The sequence below is a fragment of the Clostridium sp. DSM 8431 genome, from assembly GCF_900116755.1.
GTDB lineage: Bacteria > Bacillota > Clostridia > Clostridiales > Clostridiaceae > Clostridium.
On record NZ_FPBY01000095.1, the window covers coordinates 1 to 13758 of the forward strand.

General features: G+C 28.7%; 13 protein-coding genes and 2 pseudogenes. 11 read left to right on the plus strand and 4 right to left on the minus strand.

Translation table 11 applies throughout. The features are described 5' to 3' along the window. Positions 1-153: 153 nt before the first annotated feature. The 3 genes and pseudogenes from BM384_RS17360 to mgsA all read left to right on the plus strand — a co-directional run. Positions 154-270: pseudogene (locus tag BM384_RS17360) on the plus strand (zinc ribbon domain-containing protein); the annotation flags it as partial. A 225-nt stretch (positions 271-495) separates the two neighbouring features. Next, positions 496-1602, plus strand: a complete 1107-nt coding sequence (gene rodA, locus BM384_RS10595) for a rod shape-determining protein RodA (protein ID WP_090013519.1) — start codon at positions 496-498, stop codon at positions 1600-1602. A gap of 12 nt (positions 1603-1614) precedes the next feature. Beyond that, the gene (gene mgsA, locus BM384_RS10600) at positions 1615-1983 is read left to right on the plus strand and encodes a methylglyoxal synthase (RefSeq protein WP_090013504.1); all 369 of its coding nucleotides are present in this window, start codon (positions 1615-1617) and stop codon (positions 1981-1983) included. A 50-nt stretch (positions 1984-2033) separates the two neighbouring features. Here the strand turns inward: mgsA and BM384_RS10605 are convergent, their stop codons facing one another. Further along, complete coding sequence (locus BM384_RS10605) at positions 2034-4334, minus strand: ABC transporter ATP-binding protein/permease (RefSeq protein ID WP_090013505.1); 2301 nt, start codon at positions 4332-4334, stop codon at positions 2034-2036. 177 nt (positions 4335-4511) lie between these two features. Here BM384_RS10605 and BM384_RS10610 point away from each other — a divergent pair, with 177 nt between their 5' ends. The 8 genes from BM384_RS10610 (at position 4512) to BM384_RS10640 (ending at position 11919) form a co-directional block, all read left to right on the plus strand. Next, the gene (locus BM384_RS10610) at positions 4512-5285 is read left to right on the plus strand and encodes a M23 family metallopeptidase (protein ID WP_090013507.1); all 774 of its coding nucleotides are present in this window, start codon (positions 4512-4514) and stop codon (positions 5283-5285) included. Positions 5286-5310: 25 nt separating this feature from the next. Continuing rightward, entirely contained in the window at positions 5311-6171 is an 861-nt protein-coding gene (locus BM384_RS10615; protein WP_090013509.1) for a site-2 protease family protein, read from the plus strand. Between the two features lie 377 nt (positions 6172-6548). After that, positions 6549-7565, plus strand: a complete 1017-nt coding sequence (locus tag BM384_RS10620) for a right-handed parallel beta-helix repeat-containing protein (RefSeq protein ID WP_090013510.1) — start codon at positions 6549-6551, stop codon at positions 7563-7565. Between the two features lie 461 nt (positions 7566-8026). Then, the gene (locus tag BM384_RS18520; protein ID WP_278280919.1) at positions 8027-8149 is read left to right on the plus strand and encodes a hypothetical protein; all 123 of its coding nucleotides are present in this window, start codon (positions 8027-8029) and stop codon (positions 8147-8149) included. 349 nt (positions 8150-8498) lie between these two features. Continuing rightward, positions 8499-9395: an NUDIX hydrolase gene (locus BM384_RS10625; protein ID WP_242946014.1), complete on the plus strand. Its 897-nt coding sequence runs from the start codon at positions 8499-8501 to the stop codon at positions 9393-9395. A 13-nt stretch (positions 9396-9408) separates the two neighbouring features. Beyond that, positions 9409-10044: a cysteine hydrolase family protein gene (locus BM384_RS10630; RefSeq protein ID WP_090013512.1), complete on the plus strand. Its 636-nt coding sequence runs from the start codon at positions 9409-9411 to the stop codon at positions 10042-10044. A 45-nt stretch (positions 10045-10089) separates the two neighbouring features. Then, positions 10090-10443 carry a hypothetical protein gene (locus BM384_RS10635; protein ID WP_090013514.1) on the plus strand — a complete coding sequence of 118 codons (354 nt, stop codon included), beginning with the start codon at positions 10090-10092 and terminating at the stop codon, positions 10441-10443. Between the two features lie 9 nt (positions 10444-10452). Then, the gene (locus BM384_RS10640) at positions 10453-11919 is read left to right on the plus strand and encodes a nicotinate phosphoribosyltransferase (RefSeq protein ID WP_090013522.1); all 1467 of its coding nucleotides are present in this window, start codon (positions 10453-10455) and stop codon (positions 11917-11919) included. A 132-nt stretch (positions 11920-12051) separates the two neighbouring features. Here BM384_RS10640 and BM384_RS10645 read toward each other — a convergent pair whose 3' ends face one another. From BM384_RS10645 to BM384_RS17950, 3 genes and pseudogenes are all read right to left on the minus strand, one after another. After that, positions 12052-12312, minus strand: a complete 261-nt coding sequence (locus BM384_RS10645) for a hypothetical protein (protein WP_090013515.1) — start codon at positions 12310-12312, stop codon at positions 12052-12054. A 681-nt stretch (positions 12313-12993) separates the two neighbouring features. Next, positions 12994-13368, minus strand: a complete 375-nt coding sequence (locus BM384_RS18255; RefSeq protein WP_242946015.1) for a hypothetical protein — start codon at positions 13366-13368, stop codon at positions 12994-12996. Positions 13369-13409: 41 nt separating this feature from the next. After that, positions 13410-13758: pseudogene (locus BM384_RS17950) on the minus strand (hypothetical protein); the annotation flags it as partial.

Consider the following 13758-nt stretch of genomic DNA (forward strand, 5'->3'; position numbering starts at 1 on the left):
CTCTAGAACAAAGTGGCTGACGCCACGCTTTTCAGCGCAGGAGGCAGCTTTCTTTTGCGGCCTACAATTATTTTTTAATGCATTTGACAACTTCCATATGAGAAAGCCAGTCAAAATCAGTGTTTAACATCAAAAAAATTTATATTTTCCTATGCATTAAAAAAAGATTTAAAACTTAGTTATAGAATATACAAGTGTTCATGTGGTTTAAATATAAACAGGGACTATAATGCAAGTATTAATCTTAGTAGATATAAATTAGCAATTTAATCACCTAAAAGATATTGCTAATATGTAGGGTGCGTTGTACCCGAATTTACGCCTTTGGAGTGTTACATCAAACTAAAGTAGTCTAGACTCTATCAAGACAAAATAGGACACGTTGAATAAGGAATTAAACATGCTTTATAAAGTTTTATAAGGTTTTGGCAACAGTGTAGATTTTTGGGAAACAAAAGAAGCTTTTTTAGTAAATATAAATTAGACTTTAGATTAATGAGAGATATAGATAAAGCCTTATTGCTTGCTATGATTTCAATAATTTTATTTGGAATTTTAAATATATATATGGCAACTAAAGGTTCAACTACGCCTTATTACTTTGTTAAGAAACAATTCATTTGGTTCTGTGTTTCTATGGTGGTTATTTACTTTTTATTGGCTATAGATTACAGGGTAGTTTATAGATATGTTCCAGTTTTTTATTGGTTTTCAGTTATTTTGCTTATCTTAGTATGGGTACCTGGGATCGGTATAACAGTTAATGGAGCTAGAGGATGGATAAATCTTGGAGTAATGAAGTTGCAACCAGCAGAAGTTGCTAAGTTTGGAATAATACTAATGCTAGCCAAACAGCTAGATGATATAGATTGTGAAGTTAATAATATTAAGAATTTAATTAGAATTGGAATATACTTTATGATTCCAGTTGGTCTTATTTTAATTCAGCCTGACATGGGGATGAGTATGGTTTGTTTCTTCATAGCCCTTGGAATGATTTTTATAGCAGGACTTGATAAGAGAATAATTTATGGGGGTTTTGTTTCTTTACTTGTAGTAGTAGTAATTCTTTGGAACTCAGGTCTTATACTTCCTCACCAAAAGGCTAGAATTTTAACTTTTGTTAGTTCTGATACAGAAGATTCTGGTAATGGATATCAGTTAAGCCAATCGCTAATTGGAATTGGATCTGGAGGACTTACAGGATCAAATAAACCAACATTAGACCCAACAGTATCACCTGGATATGCAGGTACACATGTTCCAGAAATTCAAACAGACTTTATTTTTGCAGCAATAGCAGAACAATGGGGACTTTTAGGAGCAATGTTCCTACTTACCTTGTATGGCATATTAATTGTGAGAATGGTAGTCACAGCTAAGACAACAAAAGATAGATTTGGATCTCTGGTGTGTATAGGTATGGTATCTTATTTCTTATTTGCTATAACTCAAAATATAGGAATGACAATAGGGCTTGTACCTATAACAGGAATAACACTTCCTTTAGTAAGTTATGGAGGAAGTTCTTTATTAACAACATCAGTTGCGGTGGCTTTAGTATTAAATATAGGTATGAGAAAGAGAAAAATACATTTTTAAGGGGGAATAATCATGAAGATAGCATTAATTGCACATGATGAAAAGAAGAACAGTATAATAGAATTTGCAAAAAGACATAAAGAGTTTTTAAGTGAGCATGAACTTATTGCAACAGGAACTACAGGATTAAAAATACATGAAGCAACAGGTTTAGAAGTAAAGAGATATCTTTCAGGACCATATGGAGGAGATCAAGAAATAGGTGGAAGAATCGCAGAGGGAAAAGTTGATTTAGTAATTTTCTTAAGAGATCCTCTTACAGCTCAACCACATGAACCTGATGTTACAGCATTAATAAGAATATGTGATGTTCATGGCGTTCCAATAGCAACTAATATAGGAAGCGCAGAGCTTTTAATAAATGGAGTTAAAACTAAATAGTATAATGTACATAAAAAAGCTACATCATTAAATGATGTAGCTTTTTGTTATTATTCATTTCTTAAAGCTTCAACAGCATCTTTCTTAGAAGCCATTCTTGCAGGAATATGTCCACCAAGCATTGTTAATACAGTACTTATAATAATTAAAGCTATGGCAGCAGGTACAGGAAGTTTTGCAACATTCTTAAGATCAGTCATAGAGTATATAACAGAGTTTATAGGGAATGTTAATAGATAAGCTAAAACAATTCCAAGAATTCCAGAGAATCCTCCTAATATAAATGTCTCAGCATCAAAAACTCTTGTAATATCTTTTTTACTTGCACCTAAGGCCTTTAATATACCAATTTCTTTAGTTCTTTCTAGAACTGAAGTGTAAGTAATTATTCCAATCATTATTAATGAAACAACTAATGAAATACCAGCAAAAGCTATTAGTACAACAGTTATACCTGTCATTATTCCTGAAGTCATAGATATAATTTTATCTGCAAGATCAGTGTAGATAACTTGTTCATTTTTTGGTTTGTCTTCATTATAAGCATCTAAGTAATTAATTATTTGATCTTTATCATTAAAATTATTTGGATAAATGCTAATCATATAAGGAGCTGAAGTACCACCTAAGCGAGCTATTAAATTTGATTTTATATCGTCATCAATAGCTTCATGAGTTAGAATATTATAAGAAACATCTTTTTGAGAGTTTACAATATCTGAATTAATAGAATTAGCAATTATCATTTGGTCTAATTTATCTGAATATGATATTCCAGAATTTAAAGTAGCCATAGCTGCATCTTCTTTTCCTCTTACAATACCTGTAATTTTTAAAGTTATACTATTATTTGAATTATACATTTCTTCATAGTTAGTATTAAGAGTGTATGTACCTAAGTTAGTCTTAGTATAATAATCATTATTTAAAATTTCTTTAAATTCTAATCCCACTAAATCTTTAAAGTTAACAGCGTTTGATTCAAAACCAAGAGTAGCTAAAGCTTTTTTACTTACTCTATTTTTATCATCTACAACTAAAACAACATCAGTAGGATTTTCAGGGTAAGAACCAGATAAAAGATCATAGTTAGTTTCTAAGTAACTTGAATCTGAACCACCTAAAGTTTCAGGATAATAACTAAATTTTAAGTCTGATGTGTTAACAGGACGTATACCATTACTTGTTTTCTTAAGAAGATTTAATGATAAAAGTCTTGTATAACCTATGTTTTGAACATAATCAGGATTAATATTTTCTATATACTTAATATAGTCATTTGTAATATTATTTTTATGAGATACTCTATATGATTCTGAATCATAAGAATAAACCTCATCTGAAGTTGGGTATTTTTCTCCTTCACCAGTAATACCTAGCATTTCTTTTTGCTTATCATCGAGTTCGTCCATATTAATTTGTGAAGATTCTTCAGAAATTGTTATAGGGAAAGAAGAGAAACTATCTCTTTGGAACTTTGTAATTTGAGTTTGAAAACCTGAACTTAAGGACATAATAACTGCAATACCTATTATTCCTATACTTGAAGCAAATGCAGTAAGAGCTGTTCGTCCTTTTTTAGTTTTTATATTAGTAAATGATAATTTTAATGCTGTTAAAAAGTTCATGCTAGTTTTCTTTAAAGAAAAATTATTATAGACTACATTATCATCTTCAAAAGGATTGCTATCTGAGATAATATTACCATCTTTAAATTCAACTATTCTATCTGCATATTCATGAGCAAGTTCAGGGTTATGAGTAACCATTATTACAAGCTTATCCTTTGCTACTTCCTTAATTAAGTTCATTATGTCAACAGAAGTAGCAGTGTCTAATGCACCAGTAGGTTCATCTGCTAAAATAATATCAGGGTCATTTGCAAGAGCACGAGCTATAGCAACTCTTTGCATTTGTCCTCCTGATAATTGGTTTGGTTTCTTATGTAAGTGATCTTTTAAACCAACTTTTTCAAGAGCTTCTAAAGCTTTTTTATGCTTTTCTTTTGAAGATACTCCACTTAAAGTCATACCTAGCTCAACATTTTCAACAATACTTAAGTGAGTTATAAGGTTATAACTTTGAAATATAAAGCCAATAGAATTATTTCTATAGCTATTCCAATCTTTCTCAGTAAAGTTTTTTGTTGATTTTCCATTTAAAATAAGGTCGCCACTAGTATAATTATCTAGACCACCAATAATATTAAGGGTTGTTGTTTTACCAGAACCACTTGTTCCTAAAATTGCAACAAACTCATTTTTTCTAAAGGAAACAGATACACCTTTAAGGGCTTGAGTTTCAATATTCCCTATTTTATATGTTTTTGTTATATTTGCTAATTTTAACATACTTTTCTCCTTGTTTTTATATTTAGTATATATACTATTTAAAAAATAGTATATCCCAATTATAAATAAACAACAAGAAGCTTATGGTACCTTATATACTTTTATATTAACTAGAATGACTCATATTTTTAAAAAGTAAAAATATAATTTATTAAAGAAACTTTTTGGAGGATAGAGATGGGGAATTATAGAGAACAGTATGAAAGATATTATGGAAATATAAAAAGGCAAGGAGCGGCATCCTATAAAAGAATATCATCTATTAAGGAAGGAAGTTTTCCTTCAGAGGTAAATAAAGAAAGCATTATAGAGAGGATGACTAGAAAATTTATATGGCAGCTATCAGGTTCACTTCTATTACTTCTTATAGTTATTGGACTTAAATATGTAGCAGTAGAAAGTGCTAGTAGTGAATTTTATGATTTATCAAAAGAAGTTCTTGATAAAGATATAGATGTTGGTTCTTTTGTAATGAACTTAGACATTCTTGATAATGATAATTATAAAGAAAAGGCTTTAGATTATATAGATGAAGTAAAGTCGCAGATTTCAGGTGAAAGAACTTTAAAAGAGCTTATAAAAGAAGATTATATTCAGCCTGTTTCAGGAAAAATTAAATATATTAATGGTGAGTCTAAAGGAGTTGCTATATCAGCTAATGACAATGAAGAAGTTAATGCAGCTTATGGAGGAGTAGTTGAAGAGGTAGTTACTAATGATGATAATAAATATATTCTTATAAATCATGGAAATGGAACAGAAACATATTATGAATCATTATCAGAAATAAATGTAGAAGCGGGACAGATAGTAGATAAGGGTGAGGTTATAGGTAAGTGTGGGAATATAGATATGACTGATAAAAAAGGTTTAATATTTAAATTTATTTATTTAGGAAATGAAAAAAATCCAAGTGATGTAATGGATTTATCATCGTTGGAGGAGGTTTAGCAATAGGATTTAGGAGTTTTTATTCATGAAAAAGAAAACTAAAATATTTCTATTAGAGTTTTTAATCTTAATAGTTATAGGAAGTTTTTATAGCAAATTATTGATTAGTTTTATATGGGCTATTCTACATGAAATGGCTCATATATTTATAGCTAGATATTACGATGTTAAATTGGGGGATATTGAAATAAACGTAACAGGAGTTAGTACATACGGGTATGAGTTAGAAGATTTAAATTATAAAAAAAGAATAAGGGTATTTTTAGCAGGTCCATTATTTAATTTTATAAGTGCTTTATTATTAATTATCTTATATCAGATTTTTGATTTATCCTCTATAAAGGATTGTCTAAGTATAAATGTAACTCTTGCTTTATTTAATATGATGCCAGCATATCCTTTAGATGGAGTAAATATATATGAAATTCTTTTATCACAAAAATTGCTATACAAGAAGACAAAGGATATTTTAACTTGCTTAAGTTTTATAGTTTCAGGAGTATGCATAATTTTATTTTTAATGTCTTTATATATTCATAAAATTAATATTAGTTTTTTATTAGCATCAGTACTTATAATTTATTCAACAATATCTGAGAAGAGGGCAAGAATGTACATAACTATTAGTAATATATTTAGAAAAAGAAGAAAGATAATTAAAGATAATTATATAGAAAATAAGTCCATATCAATATATTATAAAGTATCTTTAGTAGAGGTTTTAAAGCTTATTGATAAAGATAAATTTAATTGTTTTTATGTACTTGATGATGAAATGAAGTTTTTAGGGATCATTTATGAAGCTTCAGTTATAAATGGCTTAAATAAATATGGCAATATAACTGTTGAAGAGCTAATTTTAAAAATGAATAAAATTAAAGGTTAAACTTCCGCAAGTATTTTTGTGGAAGTTTTATAAATTGCAAAAAAATTAAATATATTTTTTCTTTACAATGCTTTATTTATGTAAAAATGCATGTATTTACACAACCAAATAAGATATAAAAAGTAAAAAAGACATTATCTATTTAAAGAAATAATTAAAAAATATAAAATAAATATACATTTTTTGTGCGATTTTTCGTAAAACAGCGAAATATCTCAATTTCACGACAAAATAATGCACTTTCGCGCCAACCCTCTTTAAATGTATACAAGTATTTTATATAATTAACACATAGAAACAAGTTAAACATTTAATGTAAAGGTTTTAAGAAAACGTTATCTAAGGTTTTCTTGACCAAGAATTAGGGGGAATTAATTATGAAAAAAGTAAAAGCACTTTGTTTAGGAGTTAGTTTAGTTTTAGGATTAGCGTATACACCAGGTTTAGGAGCAGTAACAGCTCATGCTGCATCAGGAACTACTTATACAGTAAATAGCAGCCAAGGTAATAGTGGTTTAAAGAATGCTTTATCAAAAGCAAAGAGTGGAGATACAGTTCAAATTGATGGAGCAATTAAGAGTGTTGAAGTATCAGTACCTAAAGGAGTAACAGTTAAGGGTATAAATGGAGGAAAAGTAAACTTTTCACCATCAGCATCTGGTAAAAGAGGATTTACAGTAAATGCAGACAACGTAACAATTCAAGATTTACAAATATACAACGCAAAAGACAACGGAATATATATGGAAGGAAGCCACTGTAATTTAACAAACTTAAATGTACATGATAATGCAGATGCAGGTGTTCAATTATCAAATGGAGCTTCTTATGATACATTAACAAAAGTACATTCACATCACAATGTTGATAGACCAACAAATGGAGAAAATGCAGATGGATTTGCAATTAAACTTCACTCAGGAGAAGGAATTGTACTAGATAGATGTGTATCAGATAATAACTCTGATGATGGATATGATTGTTATGCAACTCATGGAGCAATTACATTTAAAAATTGTCAAGCAAACTACAATGGTAACTGCTATGGAGTACAAGGAGATGGAAATGGATTTAAATTAGGTGGAGTAGATAATAAAACTCCTGGAGTTAAAGCTCACTTAGATCCAAACAATCATGTATTAACAGGATGTAGTGCTACTGGAAATAAAGCAAGTGGATTTGATAGAAATAATCAAATGGGTGTTGTAACTATGACTAGCTGTACAGCAGATGGAAATGGAAAGAACAACTTTAACTGGCCAGCAAAAGGTAAGCCATCAGCTTTAGGATATGAAGTAACATTTGGTAAAGCTAAAATAGTAAGCTGTACTTCAAAAAATGGTACAAATAATATATCAGGTGCTACATTATCAGGAAAATGCGTAGGATTTTAATTGAAAACTTATAAAGGTTTATATAAAATAGCCACATCTATTTGAAGGATGTGGCTATTTTAATGTGGCAAAATTAATTGTTACTTCTATTATACCAGCTTATTTTAGTAATAGTCATAGGTGATGAAGTATCAGTAGTTTGAGTACATATTGTACTTAGGTCTGAAAAATCTTCAGTACCATAGGCTTTAGCACAATCTTCAAAAGTAAAGTATGAATAAAAGCCTGTTTCAGTTTCACCAGAGTTACTTGGAGATACACCGGCCCATATAGCAGTTGTCCAAATACTGATTGCAAGAGAAACATTACCTTCTTCACCGGTGTATTCTACGTGAAAATAACCTCCTTTTGTAATTAGTTCTGAATCAAATGTACCATTAGAATTAGTGGTATTAGTTGAAGTTGCAACTGTCCAAGGTTCATCAATTGTTGTAAGCCCAGAATAAAGTTATGTTTCAACTATGTCAGATGTTTCATCTTCTAATGCTAGTACTGAAAAAGATGAAGATAAAATTCCGAATAAAACTATAGATACTAGCATTAAAAGTTTTTTAAATAATTTAATTGTTAAATTTCCTTCTTAAAAAATATTCAATTTTATTTTACAATGTTTTTGAATAAAATAAAAATATATCCATTAAATTAGGCGAGAGTTAAATTATATAAAGTAATAAGTATTATGTGTAATATTAAAAACATGGTTGAAAGATAAAGAAAAATTAAGATTAGTGGAAAAATATTAATGACGTAAGTTAGAAAAGATTATTAAGAAGTTTGAAATATAGGTTTATAAAAGTACGCTGCTTTATTTGAGTAAATTAGAAAAATATAGATATATTGTTAAAAAAGTTTTAAAAATGTATTGCTAAACTAAATGAAGAAGAATATAATAGTCTTATAATCAAAATGATTATAAGAAGGGGGGCGTGAAACTTGTTAAACAAAGATGCACTTACAGAGGAAGAGTTCTTGAAAAATTATAAACCTGGTGATTATGAAAGGCCTTCACTAACAGTAGATATGGTTCTATTTACTCTTGATGATGAAGAAGAAAAGGACCTTAAGAAAGTACCTGAAAAAGTCTTAAAGGTGCTTCTAATAAAAAGAAAAAAACATCCTTTTATGAATTGCTTTGCAATTCCGGGAGGATTTGTGGATATAAAAGAAGATATTGAAGATGCAGTTTATAGGGAATTAAAAGAGGAAACTAATATTGATAATGTTTATTTAGAACAGCTATATACATGGGGAGATGTAAATAGAGATCCTAGAATGAGAGTAATTTCAACATCATATATGGCCTTAGTAAATAAAAATGATATTAATGCAAAAGCCGGAGATGATGCTTCAGATGTTGCTTGGTTTACTATAAAGAAAAAAATTATAAGCAAAGAAGATTTTAAGGTTATTTCGCACATAATATTAGAGAATAAAGAAAAAAATATTAAAATAATATATGAGATAATTGAAAATATTGAGATAAAAGGCTACAATAAAAATTCAACTTTTAAAATTAAAATTATTGAGGGATATAGGGGATTAGCTTTTGATCATATAAAAATATTAAATTATTCTCTTGAAAGGATGAAAAATAAAGTTCAATATACAACAATAGCTTTTAGTTTATTACCAAGTGAGTTTACACTTATGGAACTTCAACAAGTATATGAACTTCTTTTAGGAAGAAATCTTGTAAAACAGAATTTTAGAAGATGGATAAACCCTATGGTAAGCAAAACAGGAAAAGTTAAATGTAACAGAGCATACAGACCTTCATCTTTATATACATTAAATGAAAGTTATATATTAAGTGAAATAAATAACATTTAAGGAGGACATATAAATGCTAAATACAATTAAAGAAATTAAAAAGGAAATAGGTTTATTAGGGGATATCAATATTTCAGATATTTTAAAAAATAAAAAGAATACTGCTTTTGTAGTTGTTGATATGGTAAGAGGCTTTTATAATGAAGGAGTTTTTGCCTCAGAAAGAACTGGGTTAGTAATTGAGCCAATAGTAAAATTAAACGAAGCTCTTAATGGATGTGAAAAAGTATTTTTTGTAGATAGTCATACTAAAGACTCTGTAGAATTTAAATGTTATCCTGAGCACTGTTTAAAAGGCACAATAGAAGAAGAATATGTGGAAGAAATAAAGCCAGATGAAAATACAACTTTTATTAAAAAGAATAGTATAAATGGATTTCATGCACCAGATTTTAAAAAGTGGCTTGAAAAAAATCAAAATATTGATACATTTATAGTTACAGGTGTATGTACAGATATTTGTGTAGAAACATTTGTTATGACTTTAAAAACATATTTTAATGAAGTAAATGAAGACAAAAGAATAATTGTTCCAATGAATACAGTGGAAACTGGACATTATGGAAATCATGATGCAGAACTTATGAATTTAATGACATTTTTCAAATTAAGAAGTAATGGTATTGATGTAGTTAAAGAAATAAGATAATTTTTTGGTCAAACTTATCATCAATATGATTATAAGGAGGATTCTATGGAGAGCAGCTATGTAGAATTTATTGAGAGATTTACGAATGATGTTAGATTTATAGATACTAATTTATCTTTTTTGATAAGTAGACGAAAAACTTATAAAAATGGAAAAGAATATGAACTAAAGATTTTAAGAATAGTAGTTCAAACAAAGGCTGAAGGAAGTTCTTTCTTAAGAACATTTAGTTTTAGAATAAATCATATTATTGAAGAAAATTCGGCAGAAGTTGTTACAAATTTAGGATACATAAAAAAAGAATTCTCTGAATTAGATTATAAAAAAATAAGTCAGTTTATATATGAGTCAGTTAAAGACTTAAAAAGAAAGGAATTAAGTATAAGAGAAGTACTTTAGGTGAAAATAATGAAAAAGCTAGATTTAAAAAATGGAAGAAATTTGAGTATGTTGATGGACTTCTATGAGTTAACTATGAGTAATGGTTATTTCTTAGATGGCATGGGAGACAGAATAGTATATTTTGATATGTTTTTTAGAAAGGTACCAGAAGATGGTGGATATGCTGTAATGGCAGGTCTAGAACAAGTAATTGAATATATAGAAGGATTAAAGTTTGATAAGGATGATATTGAATATTTAAGAGGTTTAAATAAGTTTGATGAAAGATTTTTAAACTACTTAGAAAACTTTAAGTTTACAGGTTCTGTATATGCAATTCCAGAAGGAACATTAATATTCCCTGGTGAACCAATAATAACAATAAAAGCACCAGTTAATGAAGCACAACTTTTAGAAACTATGATTTTATTAACTATAAATCATCAGTCTTTAATTGCTACAAAAACAAGCAGAATTGTAAGAGCTGCTGAAGGAAGAACAGTTATGGAATTTGGATCTAGAAGAGCTCAAGGAGGAGATGGAGCTATATACGGTGCTAGAGCTTCTTATATTGGAGGAGCTGCAGCTACTGCAGCAACAATTGCAGGTGAAGCTTTTGGTATTCCAGTGTCAGGAACAATGGCTCACTCATGGATCCAATTCTATGAAGATGAATACACTGCATTTAAGAAATATGCTGAATTATATCCAGATAGTACAGTATTACTAGTAGATACTTACTCAGTATTAAAATCAGGAGTGCCAAATGCAATAAGAGTTGCTAAAGAAGTATTAGAACCAATGGGTAAGAGATTAAAGGGAATTAGACTAGATAGTGGAGATATGGCTTATCTTACAAGAGAAGCTAGAAAAATGCTAGATGAAGCAGGACTTGAAGACTGCCAAATAGTAGCATCAAATTCATTAGATGAACATACAATAACTTCTCTTTTATTACAAGGAGCTAAAATAGACAGTTTTGGTGTGGGTGAAAGATTAATAACATCTAAGGCAGAACCTGTATTTGGTGGAGTTTATAAGCTTGCAGCTGTTGAAAATGAAGAGGGACAAATAATACCAAGAATTAAGATTTCTGAAAATCCAGAAAAGATAACAAACCCAGGTTTTAAGAAGGTTTATAGATTCTTTGATAAGGATACACATAAGGCGTTAGGTGATGTTATTACTATGGCAGATGAAGTAATAAACGATAAGGAGCCATATACAATTTTTGATCCAGTTTATACTTGGAAGAAGAAAACCTTAACTAATTATTATGTACAAGAATTACAAGAAGAAATCTTTAGAAATGGTGAATTAGTTTATACTAAGCCAAGTCTTGAAGAAATAAGAAATTATGCAGAGGTACAGCTTGATAATCTTTGGGATGAAATTAAGAGATTTAAAAATCCACACACTTATTATATAGATTTATCTCAAAAATTATGGGATGTTAAAAATGAACTTATTACAAAGTTAAAGGGACACAAATAATTATATAAAAATATTTTCTTATGTCATGCAAGAAATATATATTTTTTTAAAAGAAGAAGGAATTTTGATTAAAAAGCTGTTATATTATCATATTTAACTGATAATATAACAGCTTTTTAGAATATTATTTTCTTAGTATTCTTTAAGAACTAGTTCGTAAATTTTATTCATGTTTTGTAGATAACTTATAACTTTAAAGGACTTATTTTGAATTTTTATATTTCCATTATATTTAAAGTTAATTAGTGGATCTTCAATCCAATCATAGTGTAAGTCTTGTCTAGGAGTTATAAGAATCTTTTCGTGTATATCATCTATTATAACTCGTTCAATATTTTCATCTTCTAAAAGTATAGATTTTATTTTTGAGTAATTGACCGTATCTTTTTTCATGAATATCTCCCTTTTATAGTTATTTATTAGATATTATTAACAAATTTATAGATATGTATACAATTGATGCTGTTGGTTTGAATTTTGTGGGTCTTTATTAATGTTAAGATTATTTTAAATAATTATGCCAATATTTTTATGTATAATTGTTCAATTATTTTTATCAGATATTTTAGAAAGTGAGGGTGCAGTTTTATAAGAGTTGCCTAAGGAAGTTACAATAGTAGAATGATGGACAAGTCTATCTAAAATAGCACTTGCAAGTAAGTTATCAACAAATATTTGATTTCAGTTGGATAAGTTTATGTTACTAGTAACGATTTTACTTTTCTTTTCATAGCGCCTATCTATTAGTTGAAAGAACATCTTTGCTTCTTGCTCACCGATGGAAATATAGACTATTTCATTAATTATAAGAAGTTTATAATTACTAAAATGCTTTATTCTAGCCTCTAATTTATTTTCTAAAGAGACCTTTTTCAACTGAACTGTTAAATATTATCGTTTTATAAAATATGCACCAACTCTCTTGTTAACAGCAGCAATTCCTATGGAAGTCGCAAGGTGGGTTTTACCCACACCGCTGTTTCCGATTAATATAATATTATTGTTATTTTCTAAAAATATTAGACTTTCAAAATCCAGAAATTGTTGCCTATTTATTTTAGGCTGAAGTCAAAATCAAAATCTTTTAACTCCTTTAATCATAGGATTCACTGCTTTGAAATCCTTGACTTTAACTTCTTTGGATGTCAATTCATATAGAGCTTCTACAATACTAATTTGATGATCATTTTTAAATGCACATATAGGAGGGACACCTGTGGCTTGAAATATCCTTGAATTAGCCTCATTTGTTATAAGACTCTCATCATTCAAAAGTCCATTATAAGTCATTATTTCATCTATAATTCTCATTGGATTTTCAACTTTAGCTTTGGTATTCGGTCTTGCTCGAACGCAAGGAGCGATATTAAATCCGAAATCATCAGCTAGCTGTTGAAACTTAGGATTAATCTTTCCTTCAGAATGTTCAGTTCTAGCTTTATCCATCATTGTTGAAGCATTATCTATAACTATTTCCTTAGGAACTCCAACTAATTCTTCAAAAACAGTTGCAAGAAATCAAATAAATAAGCTTGTGATGTTGAAGGGCAAATTGCCCAATATTTGAATCTGGAAGCAGATAAAACTAAGCTTCCTACATTAAACATAAACTTTTCACCATTTTTAAATGTAAAGTTAAGTTTTTCTTTCCAATCAAATTGTGCTTGTTTTCCAAATGGAGTTTCAGATTTTACAGAATCCTTTTTAGATTTAGGTTTAAAATATTCTGCGAATTTTTTATGTTTTAAAATATAATAATTAAAATCGCTTCGAGAGCACTGTAACCTCTTTTCTCGTACCAAATATCTGTATAGATGTATTTTATTCAATGCATGAGGA

Bases quoted from the DNA above. Each gene is read 5' to 3' on its own strand.
- rodA (WP_090013519.1), top strand. From the start codon at position 496: ATGAGAGATATAGATAAAGCCTTATTGCTTGCTATGATTTCAATAATT.
- mgsA (WP_090013504.1), top strand. From the start codon at position 1,615: ATGAAGATAGCATTAATTGCACATGATGAAAAGAAGAACAGTATAATA.
- BM384_RS10605 (WP_090013505.1), bottom strand. From the start codon at position 4,334: ATGTTAAAATTAGCAAATATAACAAAAACATATAAAATAGGGAATATT.
- BM384_RS10610 (WP_090013507.1), top strand. From the start codon at position 4,512: ATGGGGAATTATAGAGAACAGTATGAAAGATATTATGGAAATATAAAA.
- BM384_RS10615 (WP_090013509.1), top strand. From the start codon at position 5,311: ATGAAAAAGAAAACTAAAATATTTCTATTAGAGTTTTTAATCTTAATA.
- BM384_RS10620 (WP_090013510.1), top strand. From the start codon at position 6,549: ATGAAAAAAGTAAAAGCACTTTGTTTAGGAGTTAGTTTAGTTTTAGGA.
- BM384_RS18520 (WP_278280919.1), top strand. From the start codon at position 8,027: ATGTCAGATGTTTCATCTTCTAATGCTAGTACTGAAAAAGATGAAGAT.
- BM384_RS10630 (WP_090013512.1), top strand. From the start codon at position 9,409: ATGCTAAATACAATTAAAGAAATTAAAAAGGAAATAGGTTTATTAGGG.
- BM384_RS10635 (WP_090013514.1), top strand. From the start codon at position 10,090: ATGGAGAGCAGCTATGTAGAATTTATTGAGAGATTTACGAATGATGTT.
- BM384_RS10640 (WP_090013522.1), top strand. From the start codon at position 10,453: ATGAAAAAGCTAGATTTAAAAAATGGAAGAAATTTGAGTATGTTGATG.
- BM384_RS10645 (WP_090013515.1), bottom strand. From the start codon at position 12,312: ATGAAAAAAGATACGGTCAATTACTCAAAAATAAAATCTATACTTTTA.
- BM384_RS18255 (WP_242946015.1), bottom strand. From the start codon at position 13,368: ATGATGGATAAAGCTAGAACTGAACATTCTGAAGGAAAGATTAATCCT.